Below are 14,752 nucleotides of genomic sequence, written 5' to 3' on the forward strand. Positions count from 1 at the left end.
ATGTTTACGATGGTACAGAAGCTTTGGTTGACAGTAGTATGTGCAGTATTTGTAACAGTTTCCTTTCTTTATTTTGTATCTTTATATTCGTATGAAAAGCTATACGTTGATAATTTAAAAGATTCATTAGTAATGGAAGGGAAGGGTCTTGCTGCGCAATATGATAAGCGTGAAGGAATAGCAACTTTTGAAGAGAAAGTACGAGCATTTGATCAAATATCTAGTTCAGACGTTCTTTTCGTATCAAACCCACGTGATTTAAGCGCATGTTTACCTTTTGATGTGCATCATCATTCTCTTATAAGTGAAGGGGACAGGCAAACATTATTAGATGGAAAAACGGTGACAAAGATAGGGTATGAGGAACATTTTGACCGTAATATTATGGGGGTTGTCATCCCCGTTTTAGAAAATAAAAAGTTAGTTGGCATTGTATATTCTTATATTCCTTTAAAGAGTATAAAAGACTTAATATATGATATGGGCCTTATTTTAGCGCCATTAGCACTTGCTATGACTTTACTAACAATATGGATTGGTAGAAAAATTATTATCGCTATTACGAGACCGCTTTCGCAAATGGAACGAGTGGCAAATCATTTAGCTACGGGAGATTTCTCAGAACGAATTACAATTTCTTCCGAAGATGAAATTGGACGATTAGGAAAAGCATTTAATAAAATGGCAAATTCTTTAGAGACAGAAGACGTAAAGCGTAAGGAATTTTTAGCTAACGTTTCGCATGAACTAAGAACACCGCTTAGTTATATAAAAGGATATAGCGAGGCTATTTTAGATGGTGTAGCGAAGGGACCGCAGCAGGAAAAAGTAACACAGCTCATTCATAAAGAAGCAGATCGAATGCAGCGCCTCGTTCATGATTTATTAGATTTAGCACAATTAGAAGGTGAACATTTTCCGTTAAAGAAACAACCTATCGTTTTTTCACAACTCATTGAAGATGTGTTAGATACGTATGAGATTAAGTTTATAGAAAAGAAAATTCGTATTTCAACAAATTTAAATCCAGAAATCATTGTAATGATTGATGAGGATCGTATGCAACAAGTGCTTCATAACGTGCTAGATAATGCGATACGGTATACAAATCCAAACGGGGATATTATGATAACGCTCATGCAGCTAGATGATTACTGTGAATTGAACATAAAAGATACAGGAATCGGTATTGAAACAGAGCATTTAGAAAATCTTGGCGAACGTTTTTACCGCGTTGATAAAGCGAGAAGTCGTCAACATGGTGGAACAGGTTTAGGCCTTGCTATTGTAAGACAAATTGTGCATATACATGATGGACAGTGGCGAATTGAAAGTGAAAAAGGGAATGGAACGACGGTTAGTATTAAATTAAAAATACAACTTGAAGAAAGCATGTTCTGACGTGAAGGACATGCTTTTCTTCATGAATACATATAAATTAATATCAAATAAATATTAAAAATTTGACGATTTTATGAACAAAACATTTGTACTTCTTACCAATTCGTTCTAAAATAGTTATGATGCAAAGTTCTTATAAATCGTTTCAATTGTTGTTTGGAAGATACTGAGGTGATTTAACTGGAGTACAAATCTATTAAACCGAAAAAAATTTACGAAGAAGTATCTGAAGCTATTTTAACAATGATTAAAAATGGTACGTTAAAACCTGGTGACAAACTACTTCCTGTACATCAATTAGCTGAGCAGTTTCAAGTTGGTAGATCTGCTGTTCGTGAAGCGTTAAGTGCGCTAAGAGCAATGGGCCTAATTGAGATGAAACAAGGAGAAGGTACATATGTGAAGAGTTTCGATTCTTCTTCATTAACAAAATCATTAAACAATAAATTATTAATGAAGAAAGAAGATATTTTGAACTTATTAGAAGTACGAAAGGTGCTTGAAGTGGGGGCAGTTCGAGCAGCTGCGGCAAAACGTACGGAAGATAATTTGCAAAATATGAAGCATTGGTTAGATGAAATGGCAAAGAGCATTGGAGATGAAAAGGCTGGTGAAAAAGCAGATTTTCAGTTCCATATGGGAATTGCGGAGTCTTCGCATAACAACATTTTGCTTGAACTCATGAATCACGTTTCAGAGATGATTGCTGAAACAATTGGTGAATCGAGACGCATTATTTTATATGGTGAACAAACAACATCAGAACGACTTATAGAAGAGCATCAAGTTATATATGATGCAGTGTTAAAGCAAGATATAGAATTAGCGCAGCAAGCAATGCTAGATCATTTAACAAATGTAGAACATATTGTCACAGGTAAAAACGATATAAATTCGTAATTTAATCTTTTAAAAATCAAATTTTTTGATAAAATAGAGAGAGATTAAGTAAGCGTTTTCTTTAGAAGAGGGAGAGGATAGGCCATGGTTGAGCCTACTTCTTCTTTCCTTAGTCATCTGATGACCATATGTTTGTTGGTGGAGTTGTAAAAAGGGGGAGTAATAGTTATGAAAGTTACTTTATTTGTTACTTGTTTAGTCGATATGTTTGAAACAAACGTCGGCAAAGCAACAGTTGAAGTGTTGGAACGTTTAGGTTGTGAAATTGAATTTCCAGAAGCACAAGTTTGTTGCGGTCAGCCTGCTTATAATAGTGGCCATGTAGAAGCAGCAAAAGAAGCGATGAAACATATGATTGAAACTTTCGAAGATGCAGAATATATCGTTACACCATCTGGTTCTTGTGCGACAATGTTTCATGAGTATCCGCATGTTTTTAAAGATGATCCGAAGTGGGCTAAACGTGCACAAAAGGTTGCTGATAAAACATATGAATTGACACAATTTATTGTAGATGTTTTAAAAGTTACAGATGTTGGTGCAAGCTTACCAGGGATCGCTACTGTTCATAAATCTTGTCATATGACACGCCTGCTTGGAGTAAAAGAGGCGCCAGGAATTTTATTATCAAACGTCAAAGGATTAACTGTGAGAGAACTGCCAAACGAGCAAAATTGTTGTGGGTTTGGGGGAACGTTTTCAGTGAAGATGACTCCAATTTCTGAGCAAATGGTAGATGAAAAGGTAGATAGTGCAATGGAAACAGGTGCTGATTATTTAATCGGTGCAGATTGTGGGTGTTTGTTAAACATTGGCGGACGTATTGAGCGTTTAGGAAAAGAAATAAAAGTAATGCATATTGCTGAGGTACTGAATAGTCGCTCATGAAGGGGGAACATAAGCTATGTCTATGAAAATCAGTGAGAAAAAATTTAATGATCGCGTTGGCGATGGAATTCAAGATTCGTTTATGCGCGGAGCAGTATCTTCTGCACAAACGCGCTTATATACGAATCGCTTAAAAGCAGCGGACGAATTAGGAAATTGGGAAGAGTGGCGTGAACTAGGTGAACAAATTCGCCAACATACGTTAGAAAATCTTGATTATTACTTAATGCAGTTAAGTGAAAATGTATCAAAAAGAGGCGGACATGTGTACTTTGCGAAAACGAAAGAGGAAGCAGCAAAGTATATTCAAGACGTTGCAAAAAAGAAACAAGCGAAGAAAGTTGTAAAATCAAAATCAATGGTAACTGAAGAAATTAGTATGAATCATGCCCTTGAAGAGATTGGCTGTGAAGTGTTAGAAAGTGACTTAGGAGAGTATATCTTGCAAGTAGATAACGATCCACCTTCACATATTATTGCGCCTGCACTTCATAAAAATAGAGCTCAAATTCGTGATGTATTTAAAGAAAAACTTGGCTATGAAAATTCTGATGATCCATACGAAATGACAAAGTTTGTTCGTAAACAACTTCGTGAGAAATTTATGGATGCAGAAATTGGTGTGACAGGTTGTAACTTCGCTGTTGCAAATACGGGATCTCTTTGTTTAGTAACGAACGAAGGTAATGCCGATCTTGTTATGTCGATTCCGAAAACTCAAATTGCAGTAATGGGTATGGAACGTATGGTTCCGACAATGGAAGAATTAGATGTTTTAGTTGGTTTACTATGTCGTAGTGCAGTAGGGCAAAAATTAACAAGTTATGTAACTGTGGCGGGACCAATTCAAGAAGAGGAAGTAGATGGACCTGAAGAATTCCACTTAGTTGTTGTTGATAATGGCCGATCTCAAATTCTTGGATCGGAATTCCGATCAGTATTGCAATGTATTCGTTGTGCTGCTTGTGTTAACGTATGTCCTGTATATCGTCACGTTGGTGGACATTCATATGGCTCTATATATTCAGGACCAATCGGTGCAGTATTAACTCCACTTTTAGGCGGATATGACGATTACAAAGAGCTACCTTATGCATCTAGTTTATGCGGAGCATGTACAGAAGCTTGTCCAGTAAAAATACCATTGCATGATTTATTATTAAAACATCGTCAAGTAATTGTTGAGCAAGAAGGACGTGCTCCACTTGCAGAAAAATTAGCAATGAAAATGTTTAGTATGGGTGCTTCTTCAGCTGCTTTATATAAAATGGGATCAAAAATGGCACCAGCAGCAATGAGTCCATTTACATCTGGTAACCGTGTATCAAAAGGTGTTGGGCCACTTAAAAACTGGACAGATATTCGTGAATTCCCGGCTCCAAGTAAAGAACGATTCCGTGATTGGTATAAAGATCATAAGAAAGGCGGGGACAAATAATGACAGGATTAATTCAAAACCGTGAGTCCTTTCTAGATAATATTGCAAAAGAACTGGGACGTGAGCGGAAAACGGAAGGCGTAAAGCGTCCAGCGTGGAAAAGTAATGTGAATGTAGAAACACTAAAAGATTATTCACAAGAAGAATTGTTAGAAGTATTTAAAAATCAATGTACAAACATTCATACAACTGTAGTGGAAACGACAAACGACCGTTTACGTGAAGATATTCAAAAAGTAATCGTGGAAAACGGCGGGGGACCTATTATGTTATCGGCAGATGAACGTTTTGATTCTTATGGATTGACTTCTTTATTTAAAGAAGAGCTTCCAAAGCAAAATGTTGAAGTGAATGTATGGGATCCTGAGAAAAAAGAAGAGAATATGCGTATCGCAGAAAGAGCGAATATTGGAATCGCATTTAGTGATTATACTTTAGCTGAATCTGGTACGATTGTGGTACAAAGTCATAAAGGTCAAGGACGTTCTTTACACTTTTTACCGACTGTATACTTTGCTATTATTCCACGTGAAACACTTGTGCCTCGTATTACACAAGCAGTTCAGGATATGAACACACGTGTAGAAAATGGTGAGACGGTGGCATCTTGTATTAACTTTATTACAGGGCCTAGTAACTCGGCAGATATTGAAATGAATCTTGTTGTCGGCGTACATGGACCATTAAAAGCAGTATATTTCATCGTATAAAAGAGGGGAAAGCAGGCCAGAAAATGGCCTGCTTTTTTAATAGAATAGAGATAATATGAAGTAGAATTTCTCTCCTTTTTTTGCTATGTTCTTCTGGAAAGGAGAGGAAGGGATGTTCACTTATTTATATGCATTGTTAGTGGGGATGGTGTTTGGTTCTTTTTTTATGGTAATTGCGATGAGAGTTCCACTAGGTGAGTCTATCATTACCCCGCGTTCACATTGTCATTATTGTAAGTATGTGCTAAAGCCAAAAGAATTGATCCCAATCATTTCATTTTGTATACAGAGGGGACGTTGTACGAATTGTAAGAGGACGATTTCAATTTTGTACGTAGTATTTGAACTTGTAACCGGAATGATATTTCTTCTTACTGTATATATGATTGGGATGGAACGAGAGCTTATCATCATTTTATCGCTATTTTCATTACTTCTTATTATTTCAGTTACAGATTACATATATATGTTAATCCCAAATCGTATTTTAGCTTGGTTTGCCTGTTTACTCATTTTAGAATGTCTTTTTGTACCGTTAGTAACTTGGACAGATAGTATAGTTGGTAGTGGCGTTATATTCATTTTGTTATATTGCATGCAAAAGATATATCCAGAAGGACTTGGTGGAGGGGATATAAAATTACTTTCGCTACTTGGGTTTATAGTGGGACTGAAAGGGATTTTTATGATTTTATTTTTAGCATCTTGTTTTAGTCTTTGTTTCTTTGGAGTTGGTATAGTATTAAAACGTCTGAAAATGAGGAGCCAAATTCCGTTTGGTCCTTTTATTAGCCTTGGGGCAATATGTTACATGTTAGTCACGTATACAAAATAGAGAGGGGATAGAACATGAATGTATATATGGATGATCAAAGAAGTTGTCCGTACGGGTATGTACCCGCCACTACAGTAGAATGTGCTTTGCAAATGGTTCGGGATTATGAGGTGAATATTCTTTCCCTTGATTTTAACATGGGTTGGGGAGAAAGAAATGGATTAGATTTTGTAGAGGCTTTTTGTAAAGAGGGTTTATATGTAAATGAAATGCACCTTCATACGAATGATGTCATCGGTATGCACAAGATGAAACAGAGAATTAATAAGGGAAAGGAAGAAGGGGAAATTAATCCTCACCTTGTTGTTAAATATGTGGGGAGCTAAAAACTCCAAAGTAAAACTTTGGAGTTTTTAATGTTTCATATGAGCTTGCAACGGAATGATCTCTTCTTGTTGAGCTGCTACTAATTCAGTTTCTTCTTGTTTTACGTCAGGTGCTTTTTTTGTTAAGTAATGATAAACCATACCGACAAATACAGACCCGCCAATAATGTTACCGATTGTAACTGGAATTAAGTTATGGATAGCACCTGCAAAAGAAATTGTCTCCGGATGCGGTGAAACTAAAGATAAAGCAAACAGTGATAAGTTTGCAATGCTATGCTCGTAACCAGATAAGAAGAATGTGAAAACGAGTAGCATCATCATCATAATTTTTGCTGTATCACCTTTCACCTGAGAAGGTAAGAAGCACGCAAGACATACAAGCCAGTTACATAAAATTGCTTTAAAGAATAATTGCATTGTAGGTGTATTCATTTTTCCTTCTACTACTTTATTCATGAAATGACCGTGATCAATTGCTTCGAAAATTCCAGTTGCATAAAATAGTAAGGCAAAGAATAAAGCTCCAGCTAAATTCCCTGCATAACAAGCGACCCAGTTACGAAGTGTATCAGAAATCGTTGTTTCTTTTCTTAAAGTTGCTACTGTGAAGTACATTGTGTTTCCAGTAAATAATTCAGCGCCGCCATATATAATTAGTACGAGGGCAATTCCGAAAAACATAGAAGCAGCTAAATAAGTTGCTGGTGAATCAGCAATGTGAAAAAAGTTACCTAATTTAAAACATAGTACAATAATAAAACCGATATAAATACCCGCAAGTGCAGCACGAATGAAATATTGCATCGGGTTTGTATCTAGCATTTGTTTTTTGCTCTTAGCCAGTTTGACAACATAATCTAATCCTTGTTCTAGCATGAGTAATACGCTCCTTTAGTACATCATCTATAAATACTCCTTATATGAATAAAGTACATGGATTCGGTCGTAGTTTCAATAAGTTTGTGCAATGTTTCACAAAAAGGACATACATACGTTAAGAAAACGTTTACAAAAGATAGTATAATAGAAATTTTTCTGGACATGGAAGGGGAGGAGGGAAAAAGAAAAAGCGCTGTAATTACAGCGCTTTTTCGTCTAAATTCTTTTCTACTTTTACTTCTACCTCTTTTGAGAAGAACCAACCGCCAACTGCGATTCCAACTAATACAATCCAGAATGTTAGCTTCCATGGCGTAGATTCTGGGAATGAATGCGGAATTACATTCAATGCAGGGTGTGCTAATGTATAGACTGCTAGTTTCACACCAACCCAACCTACAATTAAGAATGCAGCAGTTTCAAGTCCTGGCTTACGTTTTAAGATTTGTACGAAAGCAGTTGCTGCAAATCGCATAATGATTAATCCGATAAGTCCACCTACAAAGATAACAACGAATTGCCCAGTATCAAGACTACCAATTGTACCTAATCCTGTTTTTGGTAAAGTCATTGCTAATGCAACAGCAGCTAAAATTGAATCAACTGCGAAGGCAATATCAGCAACCTCAACTTTAAATACAGTCCACCAAAAGTTCTCTTGTTTTTTCTTTGCTTCTTTTTCTTCTGTTTCTTCATCCGTATTCTTTTTAACATACGTTTTAAATAAATGATTACCAGCGATAAACATAAGGTAAATGGCACCGATTGCTTGCACTTGCCATACATCGACTAGGAACGAAATCATAAATAATGATCCGAAACGGAAAACAAATGCTCCCGCTAATCCATAAAATAGTGCTTTCTTACGTTTTTCTTCTGGTAAATGTTTTACCATAATTGCAAGAACAAGAGCGTTATCAGCTGCTAAAATCCCCTCTAGTGCAATTAGGATGAGTAATACCCAACCATACTCCAATAATAATGATACATCCATGTACATTCTCCTCTCATTTCAATAAGTACTAAATAAGTGAAGAATTTCCCCACTATTTAGTTTCCCCATACTCCTGCCTACTAACTTTGGAAGGATTTGGAAATGAATACAAAAAAGACCTCTGCCGTTAATAGGCAAAGGTCTTGCTAGACATATGTAATGAAAATGCCAACAAAGCCGGAAGAACTAAGTTCTACGTAATGACGACTTTGTTTCCAAGAAATAATTCTTGGACGCTACTCCCCTTTGGAGATATGCTATTGTACTCTCATTATATGGATAATTTATACGGTTGTCAACCTGTTAAAATATCTTCATTCGGGTATTTTATTTTTCGGTTCTTTTTACGTGCAAATGAAAAAGCCAATGTTAAAGGTCCCATCTTCCCGAAAAACATCATAAAGATAATAATAGCTTTTCCAATCATAGTTAAGTGTGGTGTGAAATTCATACTAAGACCGACAGTCCCAAATGCTGAAAATACTTCGAAAGCACTCATCAATAGAGGAACTCGCTCAGTAATACTTAAAATTAAAATAGCAAAAAAGATAAATGAAATGGAAATAATAGTGATGGTCAATGATTTGACAATGAGAGTATCTTTAATAGATTTTTTAAACACGACAATATCATCTTGTTCTTGTAAAAATTTAAATACCCCAAAAAACATGATTAAAAAGGTTGTTAACTTAATTCCACCACCGGTTGAAGCACTACCAGCGCCAATAAACATAAGGAGCATCATTAATAGTAGGGAAGGCTTTGATAATGCAGAAATATCAACTGTATTAAACCCGGCGGTACGCGTTGAAACCGCCTGGAAATAAGCGGCCATTCCTTCTTCAAATGGGGTAAATCCTCTCATAGAAAGAGAATTGTGGAACTCGAATATGAAAATAAAAATAGTCGCAATAATATTGACGATTAGAGTAGAAGAGAGCATAAGTTTTGAGTGTAATGTAAGGTTTTTAAAATTTTTCTTTCTTTTTATATCTATAATTACTGTAAAACCAATCCCCCCTAAAATAATGAGGGAAGAAATAACGAGATTGACAAGAATGCTATGAGAATGGGACATTAAATTATCGCTCCACACAGAAAAACCAGCATTGTTAAAAGCAGAGATTGAATGAAAAAAGCTATAATAGATCCCTTTAGCAATACCGTATTTTGGTACCCATTCAAAAGAAAGAATCAAAGTAGCGATACATTCGACTGTAAAAGAGAATAAAAATAATGCTTTGGCAAGACGAATGACGCCACCAATGTTCGTTTGATTTAACGCTTGTTGCAGTAAAATTCGGTTTTGAAGACCAATTTTTCTGCCGAGCATAATCGCAATTAAAACGGCAAAGCTCATAATGCCAAGTCCGCCCACTTGTATAAGTGTTAAAATGACACATTGGCCAAATAAGGTAAATACTTTCCCCGTATCCACAACACCAAGCCCTGTAACCGTACAAGCAGAAACGGTTGTAAATAAAGCATCGAGCCATGAAATAGACGTTGTTGTAGCAATTGGTAGCTTTAATAAGCATGTACCGATAATGGATAACATAATAAAAGACAAAGTAAGAACACGGGGAGGACTCATGCGAATGTTAATCCGTTTCATGTCACGTATCGTTCCTTTCAGTTTACTCTTACTAGTATGTGAAAAAACACGATTATGTATGTTAACAATAGAAAGAGGCAGAGAATATCTGCCTCTAAGCCATATGTTATAGTATTATCCACGTAATTGTTGTTGAGCTAAAGCAACAAGTCGTTTCGTTACTTCACCGCCAACTGAACCGTTAGAACGAGATGCTGTATTAGAACCTAAGCTAACACCAAATTCTTGTGCAATTTCATATTTAAATTGTTCAAGCGCTTGTTCTGCACCTGGAACTAGTAATTTGTTTGTTTTTACCATGCTGATACACATCCTTATGAGTAGTCCAGTTCAGCTAAGTATTTATCTGAACTGGTAACGTTATTTTATGTGGAAACGAAGTACTCATACGCGGAAGTAATCGGTGTGATTAGAAGTTATTGGATAGAAAAAAGAGTAGCAAATTTGCTACTCTTTTTTCAGTATTGTCGCTGTACCTTCCACGACAATATCATCTGATTGATTATATATGTTTGTTTGCAACGTAATGATTTTTTTATCGTCACGTTTTTTGATGACTTCTGCCACAACGCGAAGTGTATCGCCAATTTTGACAGGAGCACGGAATGAAACGTTTTGAGATAAATAAATCGTGTTTTTGCCAGGAAGTTTCGTTCCAAGAATCGTCGAAATGAAACTGGAAACGAGCATGCCATGAGCAATACGTTCTTTAAACATTGTCGTTTTTGCAAAAGAATCTAAAATATGAATAGGATTCACATCTCCAGTTAATTTTGCAAAATTGATAACGTCCTCATCCGTAATCGTTTTTGTAAGGGATGCTTGATCACCGACTTGAATCTCATCATAACGAAGCTCCGGAACAGTTTGTGCTTCTTGAAATGGATTCATTTGGGCCTCCTTCTTTTCCATATCGAAAAATGCCAGCCATCTTGATGTAGTAGGAGGAAGAAAGAGTTTTGTTTGTGCTGCAGTTAGCTCCCACATTTTTCTTACTTGATGGAAGTAAATAAATTTTTTGAGTTTTCCTCGAACTGCTTTGCGAGTTCTAGTTGTTTGGACTTGAACTCTCCCAAAAAAACTTCTAACTGTTTTTGAACCTCTTCACGTTGTACTTGTTGTTGTTCAATAAATTGTTTTGTTGTTTCTTCAAATTGACCGCTAGTTTGAGTAATAATAGACAACGATGTTTTCGTAGGAGAAACAGTAAGTTGGTGCATTTGAGTAGAAAGTTCATTCCATTTCCCTTGCCACTCGTTAATTTGATCATTTAAGGAGTTTCCAGTTAATTGCTTCACGTAATCTGTATATTGGTTATTGAACTGAGCAGTGAATTGTTGTAGTTCTTTTTCTAGTTCATCTACTCCTGATGTTAATTTATGCAAAGCGTCTTGTTGTTGTTTTAAAGTTTCTAAAGTAAGTTGCTCCAATTGTTTCCCAGCTGAAGAGAAGAGGGAAAGAGATTGAGACCAGTTTTTCCAAAATGCATCGACTAATTCGTATGGCTTAGTTTCCATTGTTTGACCTCCAAATGTTTTTTTGCATATTGTGAACGCAGATTACTCTGCTGTACCACCAGGTGAAGATGAAGAATCCTTTTCATCCTTTTCTGGAGAAGTAGAAAATGGAAAGAATGCATTGGTGTATAACGTAAAAAACGTCCGCAACATATTTTGATAATGTTCAAAAGAAGTCGCACATGTTGTTAAATATTGCTCTCCATATTCTGTTAAAGAATAAATTCGTTTCGCTGGCCCGCCTTCGCTTGTATCCCAAGTAGAAGAAATAAGGTTTTCTTTTTCTAACTTGCGCAATGTTCTATACACATTACCTTGGTCAACAGAAGAAAAGCCGATGTCCATTAGCATTTGAATGAGTTTGTAACCATGAAGACTCCAGTCTTTTAGACAGAGAAGTAAGAAAGGAACTAAGAAGTTTTTTGGCATGGAGTTTGGTTGTTTCGCTTGGTTTTTTTCCAAACTTTCTGGGTGTTCTGGTTCATTATGTAGCATGATTGTGCATCACCTCATGAATCAGTTAGATGGAATTTTTTGCTTATAAGTGCAATTTACACCTATCTGTTTTTAATGTCAACACATTTATTGGAAAATAAAGAAAAATAAAATATAGACTTGAAGTTTTATTCAGAATATTAGAAAATAGTGAATAGGTTGAATTGTTTCAAAAACAAAAAAGGGAGTGTAGGCGAAGTGATTGATCAAAAATTCGATCCATTGCAAGCATGGAAAAATGCTTATGAACAAACCGAAACATTTTGGGGAAAAGCGCTCAATGAAACAATTAAAACAGAAGAATATTCTGCTTGGATGGGCAGCGTTCTAGACTTGAATTTGTTTTATCAAAAAGCGTTAAATGATACAACAAAAAGTTATTTAGAACAGGTGAATGTGCCTACGAAAGAGGATATCGCTAGAGTAGCTACGCTTGTTATCAACTTAGAAAATAAAGTTGATAACATTGAGGAAGTTCTAGAAGAGAAAGTGGATTCATTAGGACAAGCTCCTACATTAAAGCGTGATGTTACGAAAGTAAAACAAGATATTCGCACATTAGAAACGAAAGTTGATCAAATTTTGGAATTGCTAGAAAAGCAAAATGCAGTACTAGCGAAACTACAAGTACCTGTAAAAGAAGAAGTAAAGCCTGCGAATAAGCCAGAAAATAAAAAATGATAATAGCGTTTGTTTATAACTTGTAAAAGGGAAGGGAGAATCTCTTTTTCATGTATAAACAACGAAACATAATTAATATATGGATTTTATTCATATGAGTACCAAAATGATTCATAACAATCGTTCACAAATTCATTTAAGGGGGAAAAGAAATGGTTCAATTAAATGGCAAAGTAGCAATCGTAACAGGTGGGGCAAAAGGAATTGGAAAAGCAATTACAGTAGCATTAGCACAAGAGGGAGCAAAAGTAGTTATTAACTATAACAGCAGTAAAGAAGCAGCTGAAAACTTAGTAAATGAATTAGGAAAAGAAGGACATGACGTTTATGCAGTTCAAGCGGATGTTTCGAAAGTAGAAGATGCAAACCGACTTGTAGAAGAAACTGTGAATCATTTTGGTAAAGTTGATATCCTTGTTAATAATGCTGGTATTACAAGAGATCGTACATTCAAAAAGTTAAATCGTGAAGATTGGGAGCGCGTAATTGACGTGAACTTAAGCAGCGTATTTAATACGACAAGTGCTGTACTTCCATACATAACGGAAGCTGAAGAAGGAAGAATCATTAGTATTTCTTCTATTATTGGTCAAGCTGGTGGATTTGGACAAACAAACTACTCTGCAGCAAAAGCAGGTATGTTAGGATTTACAAAATCATTAGCGTTAGAACTTGCAAAAACAAATGTAACTGTAAACGCAATTTGCCCAGGATTTATTGATACTGAAATGGTAGCAGAAGTACCAGAAGAAGTACGTCAAAAAATCGTTGCGAAAATCCCGAAAAAACGTTTTGGTCAAGCTGATGAAATTGCAAAAGGTGTAGTATACCTATGCCGTGACGGTGCGTATATCACAGGTCAGCAATTAAACATTAACGGTGGATTATACATGTAATGAAGTAAGAAAAAAGTGCATATCCATAGCAGGAATGCACTTCTTTTTTTTAGAAAGAAATCGACCAAAAAGGAGATAGAAAAATGACTACATTCGTAACGGAATGGGAAAAGCAATTGGAGTTGTACCCAGAAGAATATCGTAAAGCATATCGCCGTGTAAAAAGAGCGAGCGAAGTTTTATTACGCGAACCAGAACCACAAGTTGGTTTAACACCGAAAGAAGTTATTTGGACGAAGAATAAAACGAAGCTGTATCGTTACATTCCAAAACAAGAAAAAACACAGAGAGTTCCAATCCTATTAATATACGCACTTATTAATAAACCGTATATTATGGATTTAACTCCAGGAAATAGTTTAGTGGAATATTTAGTAGATCGTGGTTTTGATGTGTATATGCTTGATTGGGGCACATTTGGTTTAGAAGATAGTCATTTGAAATTTGATGATTTCGTGTTCGACTATATTGCAAAAGCAGTGAAAAAAGTAATGCGAACTGCGAAATCGGACGAGATTTCTTTACTTGGTTATTGCATGGGTGGAACGCTAACTTCTATTTATGCAGCACTTCATCCACACATGCCAATTCGCAACTTAATTTTTATGACAAGTCCTTTTGATTTCTCTGAAACAGGATTATACGGTCCTTTATTAGATGAGAAATATTTCAATTTAGATAAAGCGGTTGATACATTTGGAAATATTCCGCCAGAAATGATTGATTTCGGAAATAAGATGTTAAAACCAATCACAAACTTTGTAGGTCCATATGTCGCTTTACTCGATCGTTCAGAAAATGAGCGCTTCGTCGAAAGCTGGAAATTAGTTCAAAAGTGGGTTGGTGACGGTATCCCATTCCCAGGTGAATCGTATAGACAATGGATTCGCGATTTTTATCAAAATAATAAATTAGTGAAAGGTGAACTCGTTATTCGCGGACAAAAGGTAGACCTTGCAAATATTAAGGCGAATGTCTTGAATATTTCTGCGAAACGTGATCATATCGCACTGCCATGCCAAGTAGAAGCGTTGCTAGATCATATTTCTAGTACAGATAAACAATATGTATGTTTACCAACGGGACATATGTCGATCGTTTACGGTGGAACAGCGGTAAAACAAACATATCCGACGGTTGGAAATTGGCTGGAGGAGCGTTCTAATTAAAAATA

General features: G+C 35.9%; 17 protein-coding genes and 1 riboswitch. Of the genes, 10 read left to right on the forward strand and 7 right to left on the reverse strand.

Features of this window, described 5'->3' with window-relative positions; translation table 11 throughout:
• From BAQ44_RS15335 to BAQ44_RS15365, 7 genes are all read left to right on the forward strand, one after another.
• The gene (locus tag BAQ44_RS15335; RefSeq protein WP_071722240.1) at positions 1 to 1,401 is read left to right on the forward strand and encodes a sensor histidine kinase; all 1,401 of its coding nucleotides are present in this window, start codon (positions 1 to 3) and stop codon (positions 1,399 to 1,401) included.
• 210 nt (positions 1,402 to 1,611) lie between these two features.
• Positions 1,612 to 2,301 carry a FadR/GntR family transcriptional regulator gene (locus tag BAQ44_RS15340; protein ID WP_277710574.1) on the forward strand — a complete coding sequence of 230 codons (690 nt, stop codon included), beginning with the start codon at positions 1,612 to 1,614 and terminating at the stop codon, positions 2,299 to 2,301.
• 168 nt (positions 2,302 to 2,469) lie between these two features.
• On the forward strand, positions 2,470 to 3,189 hold the full coding sequence (locus BAQ44_RS15345) for a (Fe-S)-binding protein (RefSeq protein WP_071722244.1): 720 nt from the start codon (positions 2,470 to 2,472) through the stop codon (positions 3,187 to 3,189).
• Between the two features lie 16 nt (positions 3,190 to 3,205).
• On the forward strand, positions 3,206 to 4,627 hold the full coding sequence (locus BAQ44_RS15350; protein ID WP_000061923.1) for a LutB/LldF family L-lactate oxidation iron-sulfur protein: 1,422 nt from the start codon (positions 3,206 to 3,208) through the stop codon (positions 4,625 to 4,627).
• Positions 4,627 to 5,337, forward strand: coding sequence for a LutC/YkgG family protein (locus BAQ44_RS15355; protein WP_000147206.1), 711 nt, complete (start codon positions 4,627 to 4,629; stop codon positions 5,335 to 5,337). The genes BAQ44_RS15350 and BAQ44_RS15355 overlap by 1 nt, the downstream gene beginning before the upstream one ends.
• 112 nt (positions 5,338 to 5,449) lie before the next feature.
• Entirely contained in the window at positions 5,450 to 6,172 is a 723-nt protein-coding gene (locus BAQ44_RS15360) for a prepilin peptidase (RefSeq protein ID WP_071722246.1), read from the forward strand.
• Positions 6,173 to 6,186: 14 nt separating this feature from the next.
• Complete coding sequence (locus tag BAQ44_RS15365) at positions 6,187 to 6,498, forward strand: cyclic-phosphate processing receiver domain-containing protein (protein WP_063261888.1); 312 nt, start codon at positions 6,187 to 6,189, stop codon at positions 6,496 to 6,498.
• 27 nt (positions 6,499 to 6,525) lie between these two features.
• On the opposite strand, the gene BAQ44_RS15370 is transcribed toward BAQ44_RS15365, so the two are convergent.
• The 7 genes from BAQ44_RS15370 to phaQ form a co-directional block, all read right to left on the reverse strand.
• Positions 6,526 to 7,377, reverse strand: coding sequence for a formate/nitrite transporter family protein (locus BAQ44_RS15370; protein WP_061678852.1), 852 nt, complete (start codon positions 7,375 to 7,377; stop codon positions 6,526 to 6,528).
• A gap of 202 nt (positions 7,378 to 7,579) precedes the next feature.
• A complete protein-coding gene (locus BAQ44_RS15375) occupies positions 7,580 to 8,374 on the reverse strand; it encodes a TerC family protein (protein ID WP_000383326.1) in 795 nt (264 codons plus the stop codon).
• A 90-nt stretch (positions 8,375 to 8,464) separates the two neighbouring features.
• A riboswitch (yybP-ykoY riboswitch) is annotated at positions 8,465 to 8,631 on the reverse strand.
• A 38-nt stretch (positions 8,632 to 8,669) separates the two neighbouring features.
• Positions 8,670 to 9,989, reverse strand: a complete 1,320-nt coding sequence (locus BAQ44_RS15380) for a TrkH family potassium uptake protein (protein WP_061678854.1) — start codon at positions 9,987 to 9,989, stop codon at positions 8,670 to 8,672.
• A 114-nt stretch (positions 9,990 to 10,103) separates the two neighbouring features.
• Positions 10,104 to 10,289, reverse strand: a complete 186-nt coding sequence (locus tag BAQ44_RS15385) for an alpha/beta-type small acid-soluble spore protein (protein ID WP_000241212.1) — start codon at positions 10,287 to 10,289, stop codon at positions 10,104 to 10,106.
• A 147-nt stretch (positions 10,290 to 10,436) separates the two neighbouring features.
• Positions 10,437 to 10,880 (reverse strand): MaoC family dehydratase, encoded by a 444-nt coding sequence (locus tag BAQ44_RS15390; protein WP_001067916.1) that lies wholly within the window; start codon positions 10,878 to 10,880, stop codon positions 10,437 to 10,439.
• 101 nt (positions 10,881 to 10,981) lie between these two features.
• Complete coding sequence (gene phaP, locus BAQ44_RS15395; RefSeq protein WP_061678855.1) at positions 10,982 to 11,506, reverse strand: polyhydroxyalkanoic acid inclusion protein PhaP; 525 nt, start codon at positions 11,504 to 11,506, stop codon at positions 10,982 to 10,984.
• A gap of 42 nt (positions 11,507 to 11,548) precedes the next feature.
• Complete coding sequence (gene phaQ, locus BAQ44_RS15400; RefSeq protein WP_000903018.1) at positions 11,549 to 12,001, reverse strand: poly-beta-hydroxybutyrate-responsive repressor; 453 nt, start codon at positions 11,999 to 12,001, stop codon at positions 11,549 to 11,551.
• Between the two features lie 198 nt (positions 12,002 to 12,199).
• On the opposite strand from phaQ, the gene phaR reads away from it, so the two are divergent.
• The 3 genes from phaR (at position 12,200) to phaC (ending at position 14,747) form a co-directional block, all read left to right on the forward strand.
• Entirely contained in the window at positions 12,200 to 12,682 is a 483-nt protein-coding gene (gene phaR / locus BAQ44_RS15405) for a polyhydroxyalkanoic acid synthase subunit PhaR (RefSeq protein WP_000566960.1), read from the forward strand.
• Between the two features lie 152 nt (positions 12,683 to 12,834).
• The gene (locus tag BAQ44_RS15410) at positions 12,835 to 13,578 is read left to right on the forward strand and encodes an acetoacetyl-CoA reductase (RefSeq protein WP_000250414.1); all 744 of its coding nucleotides are present in this window, start codon (positions 12,835 to 12,837) and stop codon (positions 13,576 to 13,578) included.
• A gap of 83 nt (positions 13,579 to 13,661) precedes the next feature.
• On the forward strand, positions 13,662 to 14,747 hold the full coding sequence (phaC, locus tag BAQ44_RS15415; RefSeq protein WP_000206842.1) for a class III poly(R)-hydroxyalkanoic acid synthase subunit PhaC: 1,086 nt from the start codon (positions 13,662 to 13,664) through the stop codon (positions 14,745 to 14,747).
• Positions 14,748 to 14,752 lie beyond the last annotated feature (5 nt).

The sequence above is a fragment of the Bacillus mobilis genome (assembly GCF_001884045.1).
GTDB lineage: Bacteria > Bacillota > Bacilli > Bacillales > Bacillaceae_G > Bacillus_A > Bacillus_A mobilis.

What these genes read in the sequence shown, in the direction of transcription:
- BAQ44_RS15335 (WP_071722240.1), top strand. Translation starts at nt 1, where the DNA reads ATGTTTACGATGGTACAGAAGCTTTGGTTGACAGTAGTATGTGCAGTA.
- BAQ44_RS15345 (WP_071722244.1), top strand. Translation starts at nt 2,470, where the DNA reads ATGAAAGTTACTTTATTTGTTACTTGTTTAGTCGATATGTTTGAAACA.
- BAQ44_RS15350 (WP_000061923.1), top strand. Translation starts at nt 3,206, where the DNA reads ATGTCTATGAAAATCAGTGAGAAAAAATTTAATGATCGCGTTGGCGAT.
- BAQ44_RS15355 (WP_000147206.1), top strand. Translation starts at nt 4,627, where the DNA reads ATGACAGGATTAATTCAAAACCGTGAGTCCTTTCTAGATAATATTGCA.
- BAQ44_RS15360 (WP_071722246.1), top strand. Translation starts at nt 5,450, where the DNA reads ATGTTCACTTATTTATATGCATTGTTAGTGGGGATGGTGTTTGGTTCT.
- BAQ44_RS15365 (WP_063261888.1), top strand. Translation starts at nt 6,187, where the DNA reads ATGAATGTATATATGGATGATCAAAGAAGTTGTCCGTACGGGTATGTA.
- BAQ44_RS15370 (WP_061678852.1), bottom strand. Translation starts at nt 7,377, where the DNA reads ATGCTAGAACAAGGATTAGATTATGTTGTCAAACTGGCTAAGAGCAAA.
- BAQ44_RS15375 (WP_000383326.1), bottom strand. Translation starts at nt 8,374, where the DNA reads ATGGATGTATCATTATTATTGGAGTATGGTTGGGTATTACTCATCCTA.
- BAQ44_RS15380 (WP_061678854.1), bottom strand. Translation starts at nt 9,989, where the DNA reads ATGAAACGGATTAACATTCGCATGAGTCCTCCCCGTGTTCTTACTTTG.
- BAQ44_RS15385 (WP_000241212.1), bottom strand. Translation starts at nt 10,289, where the DNA reads ATGGTAAAAACAAACAAATTACTAGTTCCAGGTGCAGAACAAGCGCTT.
- BAQ44_RS15390 (WP_001067916.1), bottom strand. Translation starts at nt 10,880, where the DNA reads ATGAATCCATTTCAAGAAGCACAAACTGTTCCGGAGCTTCGTTATGAT.
- phaP (WP_061678855.1), bottom strand. Translation starts at nt 11,506, where the DNA reads ATGGAAACTAAGCCATACGAATTAGTCGATGCATTTTGGAAAAACTGG.
- phaQ (WP_000903018.1), bottom strand. Translation starts at nt 12,001, where the DNA reads ATGCTACATAATGAACCAGAACACCCAGAAAGTTTGGAAAAAAACCAA.
- BAQ44_RS15410 (WP_000250414.1), top strand. Translation starts at nt 12,835, where the DNA reads ATGGTTCAATTAAATGGCAAAGTAGCAATCGTAACAGGTGGGGCAAAA.
- phaC (WP_000206842.1), top strand. Translation starts at nt 13,662, where the DNA reads ATGACTACATTCGTAACGGAATGGGAAAAGCAATTGGAGTTGTACCCA.